Genomic DNA, 15,101 nt, shown 5'->3' with positions numbered 1-15,101 from the left:
GGGTTCCCCTTCCCTCTCTCGTCATGGTCCGCAAAAAGCATGCGGCGCGAGCGAGCCCTAATGCGCCTTGGTCCACACACTCTGCACGTAGTGGAGCCCCTTATTGTCGGCGATGTCGTCTTGCCAGATGCGGATATAGCCTTCCTCCGCCATGGCGAGCGCGAATTTGGAATCTTCGGCGGCGGGGGCGCCGATGCTGGCGCGCCAGTCGACGATGTTGTCGGGGTGCGGCTTGAAGGTGGCGCGGTAGAGGTGCTGGGACGGGTCCGCTGCCGCAAGGTCGCCCTTGATCGCCACGGGATAGCAGCCGCGGGCGCGCTGGTCGGCGGCGAGTTTGAGATATTCGGCTTCTGTCATCCAGCCGGTGCGGATGGTTTCGCTGGGGCCGCAGCGCTCATACCAGCCGGCGGCATTGTTGCCGAACTTGGTGTCATCATATTTCTGCGCGGCGCAGGACATGAGCCCCACGGCGAGGAGCCCCAGCCCCGTGCCGGAGACGATGCTGGGCCATCTGCCGTCATGCATCATGAGCGCGCGGATGGCGAGGCCACCGGTCATGGTGAAAGCGCGCAGGATGAAACGGGGCGGCGCCATCAGGATGGCGCTGAAAGTTTTGCGGTCAGTGGATGTATCGATCATCGGTGCCTCCCTGTACATGCGTTCAGTGAGCAGCCTGTTTCTCATCGAATCATGATCCCGATGGGCCGTTCTGTCCATTGATCGATGGGCATAAGTGCCGCACCCCAATAAGTCGCTTGACCTCACCTTCATTCAGCTTTCCGATGGGCACATGAAACGGCTCTTGCGGCGTTGCGGGAATCTCCCTTAGGTTCTCGCTGCAATGCAGCAAAGCTAGAAACCACGCCTCCGGAGGAATGAACCCATGGCCAATGCTACCGAAATCGTCATCACTGCCGCGTCCCGCACCGCGATTGGTGCCTTTGGCGGCGCCCTTTCCGGGGTGCCGGCACATATGCTGGGCGTCGCGGTGATCAAGGATCTGCTGGCGCGCTCGAAGGTCGCGGCCGGCGAGGTGGATGAGGTGATCCTGGGCCAAGTGCTGGCGGCAGCGGCCGGGCAGAACCCGGCACGGCAGGCGGCGATCGCGGCCGGCATCCCGCAGGAGAAGACGGCCTATGGCATCAACCAGCTATGCGGGTCGGGCCTGCGTGCGGTGGCTTTGGGCTATCAGGCTATTCTCGCCGGCGATTCCAGCATCGTCATCGCCGGCGGCCAGGAGAGCATGAGCCAGGCGCCCCATGCCGTGCATATGCGCAACGGCACCAAGATGGGCAACACCGAGCTCGTCGACACGATGATCAAGGACGGTCTGTGGGATGCCTTCAACGGCTATCACATGGGCAACACCGCCGAGAACGTGGCGCAGAAATGGCAAATCACCCGCGACCAGCAGGATGCCTTTGCCGCGGGTTCGCAGCAGAAGGCCGAAGCCGCGCAGAAGGCCGGCAAGTTCAAGGACGAAATCACCGCCGTCACCATCGCCGGCCGCAAGGGCGATGTGGTGGTGACGGAGGACGAATATCCGAAGCACGGCACGACCGCTGAGTCACTCGCGAAGCTGCGCCCGGCCTTCCTGCGGGAGAACGGCACGGTGACGGCCGGCAATGCGTCGGGCCTCAATGACGGCGCGGCCGCGGCTGTGCTGATGAGCGCTGCGGAAGCCTCGAAGCGTGGGCTTACGCCGCTCGCGCGTATCGTCAGTTGGGCCACCGCCGGTGTCGATCCCGCGATCATGGGCTCCGGCCCGATCCCGGCCAGCAAGGCAGCCCTCGCCAAGGCCGGTTGGAAAGCCTCCGATCTCGATCTCATCGAAGCCAATGAAGCCTTCGCGGCGCAGGCTTGCGCGGTCAACAAGGAGCTGGGCTGGGATACGTCGAAGGTCAACGTCAATGGCGGCGCCATTGCGCTTGGCCATCCGATCGGCGCGTCCGGCGCCCGCGTGCTGGTAACGCTGCTCCACGAAATGGAGAAGCAGAACGCCAAGAAGGGCCTTGCCACCCTGTGCATCGGCGGCGGCATGGGCATTGCGATGTGCGTGGAGAGATAAAAAATAAGCCCTCTCCCATCAGGGGGAGGGTTGGGTGGGGGCATGGACGATGATTCTGCGAGCACGAGACTGACATCGCCCCCACCCCGGTCCTCCCCCTAAAGGGAGAGGGAGAAGAGTTAGAAAAAATCATTCCAGGGAGGATAATATGAAGCGAGTGGCGGTGGTGACGGGCGGGACGCGCGGCATTGGCGAGGCGATCTGCCTGGCGCTGAAGGATGCCGGCTACAAGGTCGCGGCGATCTATGGCGGCGACGAGGCGAAGGCCAAGGCCTTCACCCATGCAACCGAGATTCCGGCCTATAAGATCGACGTCTCGAACTTCAAGGAGGTCAAGGACGGCCTCGCCAAGATCGCCGCCGATCTCGGCCCGGTCGATGTGATCGTCAACAATGCCGGCATCACCCGCGACGGCACGCTCCACAAGATGACGGCCGAGCAGTGGGAAGCGGTCATTCACACCAACCTCTCCTCCTGCTTCAACATGTGCCGCGCGGTGATCGACAGCATGCGCGAGCGCAGCTTCGGCCGCATCGTCAATATCGGCTCGATCAACGGCCAGGCCGGGCAATATGGCCAGGTCAATTACGCGGCCGCCAAGTCGGGCATCCATGGCTTCACCAAGGCGCTGGCCCAGGAAGGTGCCGCCAAGAACATCACCGTGAATGCGATTGCACCCGGCTATATCGATACCGACATGGTGCGCGCTGTCCCGCCCCAGGTGCTGGAGAAGATCGTCGCCAAAATTCCCGTGGGCCGCCTCGGCCAGGCCTCCGAAATCGCCCGCGGTGTCTTGTTCCTGGTGGGCGACGATGCCGGCTTCATCACCGGCTCGACCCTCTCCATCAATGGCGGGCAACATATGTATTAAGGCGAAACGCCTCAAAACCAACCTCTTGAAGAACAACGAAAAACCGGCCCTCGCGGCCGGTTTTTTGCGTCGCTACGGCTTTTTAACCATTCCGCGCCATGATAGGATTAGGAATGGAGAGATAAGGCCATGGCGAAAGCCCCGAAGGAAGTCGATACATCTGAGGAAAGCGAAGAGCCGCTGGTTGTCGAGCCCAGCGATCTTGATGAGCTTACACATGCCGAAATGATCGAGCTCTACCGCGGCTCGACGGAGCAGATCCGCTTTGCCAAGCATCAGCAATGGGGCACGCTGGGCGGGACGCTGGCGCTCTTCGTGCTTCTCGGCCTGGTCGGCGACTATGCCTCGAAGACCGGCTTCCTGTTCAAGCTGTGCCTGATCATCAGCCTGATCCTGTCAGTGGGCGCCATCTATTCGCTGATCATCTATCAGTTCTGGCAGAATTCCGAGCGCGAGAAACTCGCCCTCATCGCCAGCCGCTTCTCCAACCTCGCCCGCCAAGTGCGCGGCGTGGTGACGGAGCGCGAACGCAATGTGCACCGCTATGTGCTGCTGTTCTTCATGGTGGCGACCATCATCCTCACCAACTGGGTGCTCATCGTCTACCTGGCGCCGCAGTAGATAGAACCCCGGCTTGACGATTCGGGGGCCGCTTGCGATACCCGTTCGGCCATGACCGAGACAATCGCCGCATCCAGCCCGCAAGCTGCCATCCGCCGCGCCACGCTGATCGGCGCGATCGCGGTGCTGTTGTGGGCGACCCTGGCACTCTTTACCTCTTCAACCGGTGACGTGCCGCCCTTCCAGCTGATGGCGATGACCTTTGCCATCGCCTTCCTGTTCTGCTGCCTGAAATGGCTGAAGGATGCGCTGGTGATCGGGCGCAGCGCGTTCCAGTTCCTGGCGCAGCCCTGGCCGGTCTGGGCGATCGGCATCGGCGGGTTGTTCCTCTATCACCTGTTCTATTTCGTGGCGCTCGACCATGCACCGGCAGTGGAAGCCAGCCTCATCGCCTATCTGTGGCCGCTGCTCATCGTGCTGTTCTCCGCCCTGCTGCCCGGTGAGAAGCTTTACTGGCAGCATATAGCCGGTGCACTCATCGGCATGGGAGGTGCTGCGATCCTCCTGATCTACCGCAAACAAACCGGCATCGCTGACGCGACACAGCCGGTGGGCGATATGATCGGCTATGGCGCGGCCATCGCTTGCGCTTTCACCTGGTCGATCTATTCGGTGCTATCGCGGCGCTTCGGCGCGGCGCCCACCGACCTGGTCGGCGCCTTCTGTGGCGTCACCGCCCTCCTCGGCTTGCTCAGCCACCTCCTGGTCGAGACGACCGTGTGGCCGGCCGGCCATTGGCAATGGCTGGCGGTGGTGGCATTGGGACTTGGCCCCGTGGGTGCCGCCTTCTTTGTCTGGGATTACGGCGTCAAGAAGGGCGACATCAAGGCGCTGGGCGCCATCTCCTACGCCTCGCCGCTGATCTCGACCCTGCTTCTCATCCTCACCGGCAAGGCCGAGGGCACCATGGCAGTCCTGCTCGGCTGCCTTGCCATCGTCGGCGGCGCGGTGCTGGCCGCGCGCGATCTCTATATGAAGAAATGACGCCCCCTCTCCCTTTAGGGAGAGGAACTGGACCGAGTTTCAATCATGCGGCAGCGTGCTCTTCAAAGACGGGCGCGCTGAGATGGCGGCGTGCCATTTGGCGAGGTGCGGGTGTTTCCCGCGCCAGTCTTCGGCACCGAAGCGGAAGTCGAAATAGTCGAGCACGATCGCCACGGTGATGAGGCCGATGTCGAACACGGGCGCAAAGTGCGGCGCTTCCAGTTCCAGCGCATCCAGCCCTTGCTCCATCTTCAGCTTCTGGCGCGCGATCCAAGCCGGCGATTGCTCGCCCGTCGGACGGCGGATCTCCATCATGCGCAGGACGCCTGCGTCAGCCATGCCGTTAGCCAGCGCTTCGCGGCGCAGGGCCGTCCAGCGCGCGGGACCCGTGGTCGGAAAGAGCTTGGCGCCCTGATGGCGTGAATCGAGGAATTCGCAGATGACGTGGGAATCATAGAGCGACGATCCGTCCTCCAGTACCAGCGCAGGTACCTTGTTCAAGGGATTGTCCTTGCCAATGTCGCAATTGGGATCGGCGGTCATCGTCTTGATGAGCTCGATCGCCTGGTCCTGGCCGGTCTCGATCGCCACCACACGCACCTTGCGCACGAACGGGCTGGTGGTGGAATAACGCAGCTTGAACATTCTGGAACTCCCTTTACGAACGCGCGATGGCACGGTGAGCGATGTCGCGGCGGCAGAAGCCGCCCGGCCAGTCGATCGCATCGACCGCCTGGTAGGCGCGCTGTTGCGCCAGTTTTACGTCCTTGGCCGTGGCGGAGACGGCCAGCACACGGCCGCCGGCAGCCACGACATCGCCAGCATCGTTGAGCTTAGTGCCTGCATGGAAGATGACGGCATCGGCGATCTTGCCCGCTACATCAAGATTACGGATGACCGTGCCGGTTTCCGGTTTGCCGGGATAACCCTTGGCGGCCATCACCACCGTCACCGCGGCGGCGTCGAACCAGCGCAGGTCGAAATTCTTCAAGGCACCGTCGCGCGCCGCCATCAAGGCCGGCACGATGTCGGATTTGAGGCGCAGCATCAGCACCTCGCATTCCGGGTCGCCGAAACGACAGTTGAACTCGATGAGCTTCGGCCCGTCCTTGGTCACCATGATGCCGGCAAAGAGAACGCCCTTGAACGGCCGCCCTTCCGCCGCCATGCCGGCGACCGTCGGTGTGATGATCTCGTCCATGATGCGGCGTTCGATCTCGGGCGTTGAAACGGGCGCCGGTGAATAGGCCCCCATGCCGCCGGTGTTGGGACCGGTATCCCCATCGCCCACCGGCTTGTGATCCTGCGCCGATGCCAGCGGTACCGCGTTTGCACCGTCACACAGCGCGAAGAAGGAGAGCTCCTCGCCGGTCATGAATTCCTCCACCACCAGTTCCGCGCCCGCCTCACCGAACTGGCGATCGAGCATCATGGCATCGATGGCGGCATCGGCTTCCGCATGTGTCTGCGCAATGACCACACCCTTGCCGGCGGCAAGACCGTCTGCCTTCACCACGACGGGCACCGGCAGCGTGGCCGCAAAGGCCTTGGCGGCGGCGGCATCGCGGAAGCGTTTATAGGCGGCGGTCGGCACATGGTATTTGGCCGCAAGGTCCTTCATGAAGCCCTTGGAGCCTTCCAGTTCCGCAGCCAAGGCGCTGGGCCCGAACGTGGCGATGCCGGCAGCCTCGAAGGCATCCGCGAGGCCCTTCACCAGAGGTCCTTCCGGTCCCACCACGGCAAAATCAATGGATTTTTCGCGGGCGAAGGCGACAAGCGCCGGAATGTCCTCGGCCCCAATGGGGACACATTCGGCTTCCGAGGCGATACCGGCATTGCCGGGGGCGCAATAAAGCTTGTCGCAGAGAGGTGACGCCGCGATTTTCCAGCACAAAGCGTGTTCGCGACCGCCCGACCCAACCACCAGAATACGCATCGATTTCAATCCAATTTCGCTTATCTTATGGCGCCTGCGATACCATAGAATAGTTCATCATGACAGACATCGATTCGGACCCTCTGGACGGGCCGTCCAACCTCCCTGGAGCCGGCCACAATGCCGGGGAAATCACCGTCAGCGAGCTTTCCCAGGCCATCAAGCGCACGCTGGAGGGCCGGTTCGAGCGTGTGCGCGTGAAGGGCGAGATTTCCGGTTTCAAGCGGGCCGCCTCCGGCCATCTCTACCTCATGCTGAAGGACGAGAACGCGGCGCTGAAATCGGTCTGCTGGAAGGGGAACGCCGCGCGGCTTGGCATCGTGCCGGAAGATGGCATGGAGGTGATTGCCACCGGGCGCATCACCACTTATGGCGACCGGTCGGAATATCAATTGGTGATCGAGCGGCTGGAGCTGGCCGGCATCGGCGCCCTGCTGCGCATGATCGAGGAGCGGAAGAAGAAGCTCGCGGCCGAGGGCCTGTTCGATCCCGCCCGCAAGCGTCCTTTGCCGACTCTTCCCACCGTCATCGGCATCGTCACCTCACCTACCGGAGCGGTCATCCGCGACATCCTGCACCGGCTGGAAGATCGCTTTCCGCGCCATGTGCTGATCTGGCCGGTGCTGGTACAGGGCGAAGGCGCTGCACCCCAGATCGCCGCCGCCATTCGCGGCTTCAACGCGCTGGAGGTAGGTGGTGCAGTTCCGCGGCCCGACCTCCTCATCGTGGCGCGCGGTGGTGGCAGCATCGAAGATCTGATGGCCTTCAACGAGGAAAGTGTCGTCCGCGCGGCGGCCGAGAGCGCCATTCCGCTCATCTCCGCCGTGGGGCATGAGACGGACACGACGCTCATCGATTTTGCTTCCGACCGCCGTGCGCCGACGCCGACGGCGGCGGCCGAAATGGCGGTCCCGGTGCGGGCCGAACTGGTGGCCAGCATCGGCGAGATCGGCCACCGCATGTCGGTTGGCATGAACCGGCGTCTGGGCGAAGCGCGGCTGACCGTCGAAGGGCTGGCGCGCGGCCTGCCTGAACCCATGCGGCTTATTCAGGAAAAAGCGCAGCAGCTGGATCAGTGGCTGGAGCGCTGGGGCAATGCGCGGCTCCCCTATTTCCGCCGCCGTGCCGATCGCCTGGCGCAGTTGCGCGCCGAGTTGAAGACGCCGCACCAGCAATTGGCCGAGGCCCGCAATGCCATCGACCTCTCCGCCAACCGTTTGGGCGCGGCGTTTCATCTGGCGCTCGAGCGCAATCACCGTGGGCTGGAGCGGATCGGCAACGGCCTTGCCCCACGCCTCCTCACCGATCTGATGACCAGGAAGCGCGTGGCGCTCGATCATATCGGCCAGCTGCTCGACAGCTATTCCTACGAAAAGGTGCTGGAGCGCGGCTTCGCCTTGGTACGCGATGCTGCCGGCAAGCCGGTGTTGGCCGCAGCTGCCGTGAACACCGGCGACACGCTCACAGTTCAGTTCCGCGACGGCACGGTGGATGCGGTGGCGGGTGGAACGGGAGCACCGGAGAAGCCCAAGAAACGCCAGACACCGCCAGTAGCTCCACAGGGGTCGTTGCTGTGATGCGCCTCCCTGTAACGCGACTATGGGCGGCAACAGTTTGGGCTTTGATGGCATGGACGGCGCCGGCCCATGCCATCGATCTCAAAGGCCATCTGGTGCCGGGCGGTTTCGCGGTGGGCCAGGTTGAGCCGGGAGCCAAGGTTCTGCTGGGCGATATGGCGGTCAAGGTCGCGGCCGACGGCCTGTTCGTGATCGGCTTTGGGCGCGACCAGGGGCCGGAGCAGCAGCTGACCGTCATTCATGCCGATGGCAAGATTGAGCAGCAGATGCTGGGCCTCGGCGTCCGCGATTATGACGTCCAGCGCATCGACAAGCTCGACCAGAACATGGTGACGCCGGACCCTGAGACCGACGCACGCATCAAATCCGACCAGGCCCGGGTCAGGGAGGCCCGTGCCACACTCTCGGACCTGCGCTATTTCCTGATGACTTTCATCTGGCCGGCCCAGGGGCCGATCAGCGGCGTCTATGGTAGCCAGCGCATCTTGAACGGTGTCCCCAAGGCACCGCATTTCGGCACCGATATTGCCGCCCCCGAAGGCAGCCCCATCGTGGCGCCGGCCGACGGCGTGGTGCGGCTGGCAGAAACCGATCTCTATCTCACCGGCGGGACGGTGATCATCGATCATGGCTTTGGCATCTATTCCAGCTACCTGCATATGAGCCGGCTGGATGTCCGCGTGGGGCAGGCCCTACACCAGGGTGACATGATCGGCGCCGTGGGCAAGACCGGGCGCGCCACGGGGCCGCATCTGCATTGGGGCCTCAATTGGAACGAAATCCGGCTGGATCCGGCCCTTCTGGTGCCGCCCATGCCAGCAGCCGCACCGTGACACATGGCCGAGTAAGACATTTCGCTGGCTTGACGACTCGGGATGTGCGGCGATACTGGCCGCCAAGAGGCATACGGCCGGCAGAAGGACAAGGTACCGCTGCATGAACGAGTTCGACGAATTAACGGACTGGATTTCGAATCCGCCGATCAATCGCGGCATGGTCCCCTATGTCCTCATCCTCAACCTGGAGGAATTCACCCGCCACAAGGAGGGCATCGAATTCCTGAAGGCCTTTGCCGACCGGATGGAGGAATTCTTCTCCGGCCGCGGCTGCCGGCTCTACCGCATGAGCCTTGCCAGCCTGGTGATGACGGTGGCCGACCAGGAGGTCCTGGTCTCCGGCATCCTCTCCGACACCAAGCTGCAGCTTCTGCGCATGATCGGGCGGCAATTGCCCGATTATTTCGGCGCGGTCGACGTCAACCGCATCACGCAGATCATCGATCTCCGGCGCGATCGGCCGCGGGCCCTGGAGACGGTGCGCCGTCTCGCCGACCAGGCCGCCAATGTCGACCAGGTCTCCAACATGATGGACATGCTGCTCCTCGAGCACATCGTCCGCATCGAGAGCGCCTACAAGCAATTGGGCGATGCGCGCTTTGCCGATCTGTTCCTGCGCAGCCAGCAGATCGCGATCTATGAGGAAGGCAAGCCGCTGCATCCGGTGATGAGCGAGTTCTTCGCCAGCATGGCGTCCTTGCGCCAGCATCTGCTGGTCGGCGTCGACATGCGCCACAACAAGAACGTCTTCAACCAGATGACGGTGACACTCGACCGCATCATTTTGAAGGCCATCGAGGGCATCAAGCGGCCCGAACAGCGCGCTTCGCTCAACATCAATATCGAAAGCGTGTTCTCAAGCGATTTCGAGACCTTCGAGAAGCGTTCGCTGAATTCGCTGCGGCGCTTCAATTTCGAGTTCCGCATCGGCGACATCATGCAGAACTTCAACGAATTCCTGGCCGCGCGCGACCTGATCCAGGGCCGTGGCGGCACCGTGGCGGTGGATGGACTGCTGCCCTCGATCGTCAATGTGATCGACCTGTCGCAACTCAATCCGAACATGATCAAGATGTTCTGGCAGCCAGGGATCGGCCCGGAGCTTTTGAAACGGCGGGCGCAGTTCGACCGGCTGCGGCAGTCCGGTATCGTGCTCGCCCTGGCGCGCGTCGACGATGAGGATGGCTATGTCACCGGCCGCGAGCTCGGCTTCGGCATGTTCCAGGGCTATCACATCGACAAGCTGCTGAGCACGCCGGCCCCGGTGCCAATGTCGGAGTTCCGCGGGGTTGGGCGGTAGTGGTCACCTCTCGTCGTCGATTGGCTCAGATCAACTAAGCCTCTCCCCTCGCGGGAGAGGCGGCGAGCGCCAGCGAGCGGTGAGGGGGATCTATCAACGAGTCCTGATCGATCCGCCCCCTCACCCCTACCCTCTCCCGCGAGGGGAGAGGGAGTGAGATTTAGCTGGCAAGATTCCTCGTCAGCAGTTCATCGAACCTTGCGCCCGGCGCATAACCGCTGAGCCCCTTGGGGAAGGCAATGCCGGCTTTCAACAGCGGGTCCGCGATCGCCTCGCCGACCACCTGGGTGATTGGAATCACGCCAGCCCAGACATTGAGGTCATAATCCGGTTCGTCATCCTTGGGCGGGCCGACGCGGGTCTTGGCCGAGGCTTCCTCGATCTCCATGGCGATGACGGTGGTGCCTTTCAGTTCCTGCTTTGCGTTGGGGCGGATTTCGCCGCGCCGTTCCGGAAAGAGCCGGTCGATGAAAAGGTCGAGCTGGTCGGACTCCTCCTTGGGGTCGTTGACCAGCTTGGCGATGCCGAACGCCATCACCGAGCGGTAGTTGATCGAATGATGAAAACCGGAGCGGGCCAGGACCAGCCCATCCAAATGCGTGACGGCGACACAGGCCGGGACGCCCGCTTCCTGGAAGCGCAGCATGCGGCTCGCCGCCGACCCGTGCCAATAGAGTGTCCGGCCCTGCCGCCAGAAGGCGGTCGGCGTCACGAAGGGCTGGCCGTCGATCACATAGGCGATGTGGGCGATGAAGGCCGCATCCAGGATCGGGAAGATCGTGGCTTCGTCATATTTTCCGCGCTCATGCAGGCGTTTGACACGGCTGCGGTCGGTGGGCGTAAAGGTGGCGCTCTGACTGCTATCGGGCATGGCTGATCTCGATCCAAAAAGGGGTCGTTGGCTATCTGCAGTTTGCCCAGAAAGCGGTTCTATAGAAAGATCCGATATACTATATTCTATAGTACCACTTTGGAGGCCATCATGCCGCGCCCGGCCGGTATCGGTTCCCTGCTCAGCGTCGCCCTCGACCCGCAGGCGGCGGAGCCGATGTTCCGTCAGCTCTATGCCGACCTGCGGCAGGCGATCCTGGGCGGCAGGCTGCGGCCGGGCGACCGGCTGCCGGCAAGCCGTGCACTTGCTGACGAGTTGGACATCTCCCGCAACACGGTCCTCGGTGCCTTCGAGCAATTGCTGAGCGAGGGCTATCTGGTGATGCGCGGCGGCTCCGGCACCTATGTCGCCAGCGATCTTCCCGACCTCACGCCGGAATCCGCGGCGATACAAGATCGTCGTATCGCGGCGGCACCGGAACTGGCGCGGCGCAGCGAGATGTTGCTGGGTGCACCGCGACCACGGGTGGCGACCATGGCCTCGTCCCTCTCGCCCTGCTTCACGCCGGGCTGGATCGATACCAGCGACTTCCCCTTCACCCTGTGGTCGCGGCTGCTGGCAAAAGTCTGGCGCCATCCGACACGCGCCGTCATCGACGGTGGCGATCCCGGCGGCTATCCGCCGCTGCGCCGGGCCATTGCCCATTATCTGCGCCAGGCGCGGGGGATCGACTGCGCGGCGGAAGACGTCCTCATCGTGAGCGGCATCCGCCAGGCGGTCGATCTCACCTGCCGCCTGCTGCTCGATCCCGGCGACAAGGTCTGGGTGGAGCGGCCGGGCTTTCCCGGCATCGGCGCTGCGATCGGTGCCGCCGGCGGCAGGCTGGTCCATGTCCCGGTCGATGCGGAAGGGCTCGCGGTCGCAGACGGCCTGCGCCTGGCCCCCAAGGCGCGCCTCGCCTGCGTCGCCCCTTCGCATCAATATCCGCTGGGGGTGGTGATGTCGCTGCAACGCCGCCTCGCCCTCCTCGCCTGGGCGCGCGAGGCCAAGGCCTGGGTGCTGGAAGACGATTATGACAGCGAGTTCCGCTATGCCGGCAGGCCACTCGCCGCCCTGCGCAGCCTCGATGAGGATGGCCGCGTCATCTATGTGGGAACACTCTCGAAGCTCCTCTTCCCCTCCCTGCGGGTCGGCTATCTGGTAGCACCCAGGGCTTTGTCCGCAGCCTTCCGCAGCGCCCGTGCCGTGGTCGACGATCAGCCGGCCATGGCAACGCAGCCGGTACTGGCGGAATTCTTTGAGAGCGGGCACCTTGCCGCCCATGTCCGGCGCATGCGCAAGCGCTACGGCCGGCGCCAGCAATTGCTGCTGCGCGCAGCAGCCGCAAGCTTTGGCGACAAGATCGTGCTGCGGCCGGATGCGGCGGGCCTGCATCTCGTGGGTGAGATCGCCGACCGGTCGCTGCGCCGGGAATCGGACGCAGCAATTTCCGCGAAAATCGCCGCTGCGGGCGTGACGGTGTCGCCCCTCTCCGCCTATGATGTCGGCGACGAAGCTGCCAGCGATGGCGGGCGCGGCAGGCGGCAAGGCCTGATGTTCGGGTACGCCGCCGTGCCGGATGCCAAGATCGCAGCCGGCATCAAGGCAATCGCGGCGGCGTTGCAATTGTGATGAAGGGTGTCATGAAGAAATCAGGATGGACTCTGCGGGGCATCGGCCTCATCGCCATGATGGCCGTGGTCGTGACCGGCTGCTCGGGTGGCGGCATGTCGTTGCCGGGAACCGCGACCGCCTTGCCGCCGGAAGAGCCGGCAGCCGATTCCGCGACCCGGACCACGGCGGCACCTGCAGCACCAATCACGGCACCGGCGACGGCGCCAGCGCCCCAACCGGCTGTCACCGTGCCGGCCGCACCGAAAAAGCCCGCTGACTGGGGTGCCCTGTTCATCGCCGGGGACAATTCGATCAAGGTTTTCGACAATGCGGCGCGGCGCTTCTACAGCATCCTTGATGGCAAGACCGATGTGAATGTGCGCCGCCTGACCTCGGATCCCAGCATTGCGCCCTCGCAGGAGGATGTCGCCGATCTCAAGCCCATCGACGACGCCCTCGCCTTCGTCACCAAATCGCAGCAGGAAAAATGCCTGGTGTTCATGACGTCCCATGGCACCAGGGACGGCTTCTACCTCGCGCAGGCCAACGGCACCGGCGGCCTGCTGCCGCCCAGCGTGCTCGATCAATGGCTGGGCAGTCATTGCGGACAGCGGCCGACGGTGGTGATCGTCTCCGCCTGCTATAGCGGCATCTTCCTTGAACAGGGCATGGCCCGGCCGAACCGCATCATCCTCACGGCAGCGCGCAACGACCGGCCGTCTTTCGGCTGCGGCGCCGGCGAGACCTATACCTATTTCGACAAATGCCTGCTGGATTCCTGGACCTGGGTCTACACGTGGAAGGATCTCTACGACCGGACCAAGACCTGCGTCACCGAACGTGAAACCGAACTCGGCGCCAAGCCCTCCGAGCCGCAGGCCTATTTCGGTGCCAACGTCGCCAACCTGGAAATGCCGTAACGCCTCACGCGCGCTCGATGCGGCACTGATAGCAATTGTTGTAGCCGGAGCGGGCATGGACATAGGCTACGTCGTCGCGGGCCAGGATATTGGCCGCGGCGGCCGTGAGCTCGGCCGGCGAGACCAGTTGTCCCGTGCCATAGACGATGCGGTCCGCGGCGTTGTAACCCTTCAGCAGGAAAAGTCGGCGCACGGCAATGACAGGCGGCAGGTCGGCCACCTCAGGATAGCGCGGACACTGGTCAGCGTGCAGGAAGATCGGCCCGGTTTCTGCATAAGGCTGCAATGACGGGAACGGGCGATAGTTCAGGATGAGATAGGCTTCACCCGCCGCCACATCTTCCTGGCAATGCCGGCACGGCACGCCGTCACCATCCGAAATATGCCGCTCCGGCACCTGGCCGTTGGCATCCAGGGCGCCGGCCTGATAGGCCCGCGCGGTTTCCGTCGGCATGGACACAAATTTGAGACTTGCAGTCATCGCTGGGCTCCCGATCAATAAGGGGATCAATGATGGGGCCGAGCATGGCAGCGGCTGGACCCGCCCGCTATCCGAGGCTTGCGGTGGCGAAATCGGCGGGCGAGAGCAAGATCGATCAAATGAACCAAGGCGGCGTTTGGCATAAGTGCCACCCGGCAACGTGAGAGTTCACATGAAGCCTGTCGAAAAGGCCCTCTGGTATATCGAAAGTCATTTCGGCGATGACATCACCCTGGATGACATCGCGCGCGGTGGCGGCGTATCGCGATTCCATCTGTCGCGTGCCTTCCAGGCCGCGACAAGCCATTCCGTCATCGGCTATCTGCGTGGCCGGCGGCTGACGGAAGCGGCACGTCGGCTGGCGCAGGGCGCGCCCGATATATTGGATGTGGCATTGGAGGCTGGCTATGGCTCTCACGAGGCCTTCACGCGGGCCTTCCGCGACTTCTTCGGCATGACGCCGGAACAGGTCCGCGGTCGGCAATCGCTCGACGACCTTCTTTGTATGGAGCCCATCAGAATGGACGCTTTAAAAACCATGGCGCTGCCCGCGCCGCGCTTCGAAGACATGCCGCCTCGGCTGTTCGCCGGCCTCAATGAGAAGTTCAATTCCGAGAAGGTAGGCGGCATTCCGTCGCTGTGGCAGAAATTCAATGCCCAGGCCGACAGCATTCCGCATGGTGTGAAGGGGGCCGCTTACGGCATCTGCCATACCTACGACGATGCCGGCAATTTCGACTATGTCGCCGGTATCGAGGTGACCGAATTCACCGACCTGCCATCCGAATTCTACCGCCTGCGCGTGCCCGGGCAGCGCTACGCGGTCTTTGGCCATGACGGCCATATCTCCGACATCCGCAGCGTGGTTCATACCATCTGGAACAAGTGGCTCCCTGAATCGGGCCTGAAAGCCGCCGACACGCCGATGCAGGAACGCTATCATGCCCGCTTCAATCCGGTGAGCGGCATGGGCGGCTTCGAGATCTGGCTGCCCGTGAAGGAATAGCTGAGGAGCATATCTG

Annotated in this window: 15 protein-coding genes; 10 read left to right on the top strand and 5 right to left on the bottom strand. The window is 63.5% G+C overall.

Going from position 1 to position 15,101, the window contains the following annotated elements:
- Positions 1–57: 57 nt before the first annotated feature.
- Positions 58–639, bottom strand: coding sequence for a hypothetical protein (locus AC1DWZ_RS13005; protein ID WP_477169318.1), 582 nt, complete (start codon positions 637–639; stop codon positions 58–60).
- Between the two features lie 244 nt (positions 640–883).
- On the opposite strand from AC1DWZ_RS13005, the gene AC1DWZ_RS13000 reads away from it, so the two are divergent.
- The 4 genes from AC1DWZ_RS13000 (at position 884) to yddG (ending at position 4,544) form a co-directional block, all read left to right on the top strand.
- Complete coding sequence (locus AC1DWZ_RS13000) at positions 884–2,068, top strand: acetyl-CoA C-acetyltransferase (protein WP_477169317.1); 1,185 nt, start codon at positions 884–886, stop codon at positions 2,066–2,068.
- 148 nt (positions 2,069–2,216) lie between these two features.
- Complete coding sequence (gene phbB / locus AC1DWZ_RS12995; protein ID WP_477169316.1) at positions 2,217–2,939, top strand: acetoacetyl-CoA reductase; 723 nt, start codon at positions 2,217–2,219, stop codon at positions 2,937–2,939.
- A gap of 129 nt (positions 2,940–3,068) precedes the next feature.
- Complete coding sequence (locus AC1DWZ_RS12990; RefSeq protein WP_477169315.1) at positions 3,069–3,560, top strand: hypothetical protein; 492 nt, start codon at positions 3,069–3,071, stop codon at positions 3,558–3,560.
- Positions 3,561–3,611: 51 nt separating this feature from the next.
- On the top strand, positions 3,612–4,544 hold the full coding sequence (gene yddG / locus AC1DWZ_RS12985; protein ID WP_477169314.1) for an aromatic amino acid exporter YddG: 933 nt from the start codon (positions 3,612–3,614) through the stop codon (positions 4,542–4,544).
- Positions 4,545–4,583: 39 nt separating this feature from the next.
- Here the strand turns inward: yddG and AC1DWZ_RS12980 are convergent, their stop codons facing one another.
- Both AC1DWZ_RS12980 and purD read right to left on the bottom strand, forming a co-directional pair.
- A complete protein-coding gene (locus tag AC1DWZ_RS12980) occupies positions 4,584–5,189 on the bottom strand; it encodes a glutathione S-transferase family protein (protein WP_477169313.1) in 606 nt (201 codons plus the stop codon).
- Positions 5,190–5,202: 13 nt separating this feature from the next.
- Complete coding sequence (gene purD, locus AC1DWZ_RS12975) at positions 5,203–6,480, bottom strand: phosphoribosylamine--glycine ligase (RefSeq protein ID WP_477169312.1); 1,278 nt, start codon at positions 6,478–6,480, stop codon at positions 5,203–5,205.
- 59 nt (positions 6,481–6,539) lie between these two features.
- Between purD and xseA the strand changes: the two genes are divergently transcribed.
- The 3 genes from xseA (at position 6,540) to AC1DWZ_RS12960 (ending at position 10,193) form a co-directional block, all read left to right on the top strand.
- Complete coding sequence (gene xseA, locus AC1DWZ_RS12970; RefSeq protein ID WP_477169311.1) at positions 6,540–8,057, top strand: exodeoxyribonuclease VII large subunit; 1,518 nt, start codon at positions 6,540–6,542, stop codon at positions 8,055–8,057.
- 47 nt (positions 8,058–8,104) lie between these two features.
- Positions 8,105–8,890, top strand: coding sequence for a M23 family metallopeptidase (locus AC1DWZ_RS12965; protein WP_477169310.1), 786 nt, complete (start codon positions 8,105–8,107; stop codon positions 8,888–8,890).
- 103 nt (positions 8,891–8,993) lie between these two features.
- Positions 8,994–10,193 carry an EAL domain-containing protein gene (locus AC1DWZ_RS12960; protein ID WP_477169309.1) on the top strand — a complete coding sequence of 400 codons (1,200 nt, stop codon included), beginning with the start codon at positions 8,994–8,996 and terminating at the stop codon, positions 10,191–10,193.
- Between the two features lie 160 nt (positions 10,194–10,353).
- On the opposite strand, the gene AC1DWZ_RS12955 is transcribed toward AC1DWZ_RS12960, so the two are convergent.
- Entirely contained in the window at positions 10,354–11,064 is a 711-nt protein-coding gene (locus AC1DWZ_RS12955; protein ID WP_477169308.1) for a pyridoxamine 5'-phosphate oxidase family protein, read from the bottom strand.
- A gap of 111 nt (positions 11,065–11,175) precedes the next feature.
- Between AC1DWZ_RS12955 and pdxR the strand changes: the two genes are divergently transcribed.
- Both pdxR and AC1DWZ_RS12945 read left to right on the top strand, forming a co-directional pair.
- Positions 11,176–12,696, top strand: a complete 1,521-nt coding sequence (gene pdxR / locus AC1DWZ_RS12950) for a MocR-like pyridoxine biosynthesis transcription factor PdxR (RefSeq protein WP_477169307.1) — start codon at positions 11,176–11,178, stop codon at positions 12,694–12,696.
- An 11-nt stretch (positions 12,697–12,707) separates the two neighbouring features.
- Complete coding sequence (locus AC1DWZ_RS12945; protein ID WP_477169306.1) at positions 12,708–13,598, top strand: C13 family peptidase; 891 nt, start codon at positions 12,708–12,710, stop codon at positions 13,596–13,598.
- A gap of 4 nt (positions 13,599–13,602) precedes the next feature.
- Here AC1DWZ_RS12945 and AC1DWZ_RS12940 read toward each other — a convergent pair whose 3' ends face one another.
- Complete coding sequence (locus AC1DWZ_RS12940) at positions 13,603–14,079, bottom strand: DUF1203 domain-containing protein (RefSeq protein ID WP_477169305.1); 477 nt, start codon at positions 14,077–14,079, stop codon at positions 13,603–13,605.
- A 172-nt stretch (positions 14,080–14,251) separates the two neighbouring features.
- Here AC1DWZ_RS12940 and AC1DWZ_RS12935 point away from each other — a divergent pair, with 172 nt between their 5' ends.
- Positions 14,252–15,085: an AraC family transcriptional regulator gene (locus AC1DWZ_RS12935; RefSeq protein ID WP_477169304.1), complete on the top strand. Its 834-nt coding sequence runs from the start codon at positions 14,252–14,254 to the stop codon at positions 15,083–15,085.
- Positions 15,086–15,101: the final 16 nt, after the last annotated feature.

Source organism: Dongia sp. P2_B8, from assembly GCF_056404715.1.
The sequence above is the reverse complement of the archived record's forward strand: the minus strand, read 5'-3'. Positions and strand labels throughout refer to the sequence as shown.

Bases quoted from the DNA above. Each gene is read 5' to 3' on its own strand.
- yddG (WP_477169314.1), top strand. From the start codon at position 3,612: ATGACCGAGACAATCGCCGCATCCAGCCCGCAAGCTGCCATCCGCCGC.
- phbB (WP_477169316.1), top strand. From the start codon at position 2,217: ATGAAGCGAGTGGCGGTGGTGACGGGCGGGACGCGCGGCATTGGCGAG.
- AC1DWZ_RS12990 (WP_477169315.1), top strand. From the start codon at position 3,069: ATGGCGAAAGCCCCGAAGGAAGTCGATACATCTGAGGAAAGCGAAGAG.
- pdxR (WP_477169307.1), top strand. From the start codon at position 11,176: ATGCCGCGCCCGGCCGGTATCGGTTCCCTGCTCAGCGTCGCCCTCGAC.
- AC1DWZ_RS12940 (WP_477169305.1), bottom strand. From the start codon at position 14,079: ATGACTGCAAGTCTCAAATTTGTGTCCATGCCGACGGAAACCGCGCGG.
- xseA (WP_477169311.1), top strand. From the start codon at position 6,540: ATGACAGACATCGATTCGGACCCTCTGGACGGGCCGTCCAACCTCCCT.
- AC1DWZ_RS12945 (WP_477169306.1), top strand. From the start codon at position 12,708: ATGAAGAAATCAGGATGGACTCTGCGGGGCATCGGCCTCATCGCCATG.
- AC1DWZ_RS13005 (WP_477169318.1), bottom strand. From the start codon at position 639: ATGATCGATACATCCACTGACCGCAAAACTTTCAGCGCCATCCTGATG.
- AC1DWZ_RS13000 (WP_477169317.1), top strand. From the start codon at position 884: ATGGCCAATGCTACCGAAATCGTCATCACTGCCGCGTCCCGCACCGCG.
- AC1DWZ_RS12980 (WP_477169313.1), bottom strand. From the start codon at position 5,189: ATGTTCAAGCTGCGTTATTCCACCACCAGCCCGTTCGTGCGCAAGGTG.
- AC1DWZ_RS12965 (WP_477169310.1), top strand. From the start codon at position 8,105: ATGGCATGGACGGCGCCGGCCCATGCCATCGATCTCAAAGGCCATCTG.
- purD (WP_477169312.1), bottom strand. From the start codon at position 6,480: ATGCGTATTCTGGTGGTTGGGTCGGGCGGTCGCGAACACGCTTTGTGC.
- AC1DWZ_RS12960 (WP_477169309.1), top strand. From the start codon at position 8,994: ATGAACGAGTTCGACGAATTAACGGACTGGATTTCGAATCCGCCGATC.
- AC1DWZ_RS12955 (WP_477169308.1), bottom strand. From the start codon at position 11,064: ATGCCCGATAGCAGTCAGAGCGCCACCTTTACGCCCACCGACCGCAGC.
- AC1DWZ_RS12935 (WP_477169304.1), top strand. From the start codon at position 14,252: ATGAAGCCTGTCGAAAAGGCCCTCTGGTATATCGAAAGTCATTTCGGC.